Raw genomic sequence first — 255 nt, 5'->3', positions numbered from 1 at the left:
AACCTACTTTCACACTGGTTGCAGCACTATCATCGGCGCAGAGTTGTTTCACGGTCCTGTTCGGGATGGGAAGGGGTGGGACCAACTTGCTATGGTCATCAAGCTTTGACTTGTACGAGCCGCGTTCGCACGAACGTTGCTCAGAATCTGGAATAGTAAGTAATGGGGTAATGAAGTTGTCTCAACAACGTTTAACGGTCTTCTTACCTATACCCTGCTAAGGTTATAGGGACAAGCCGTACGGGCAATTAGTAT

The 255-nt window shown here is 47.8% G+C and carries 1 rRNA gene; it reads right to left on the bottom strand.

The features are described from left to right. Positions 1–103: ribosomal RNA gene (gene rrf / locus GM655_RS22660) — 5S ribosomal RNA — on the bottom strand; the annotation flags it as partial. Positions 104–255: the final 152 nt, after the last annotated feature.

The organism is Pseudoduganella danionis (genome assembly GCF_009720775.1).
Lineage (GTDB): Bacteria > Pseudomonadota > Gammaproteobacteria > Burkholderiales > Burkholderiaceae_D > Rugamonas > Rugamonas danionis.
Note: the sequence above shows the minus strand (reverse complement) of the source record. Positions and strands in the feature narration are given on the sequence as shown.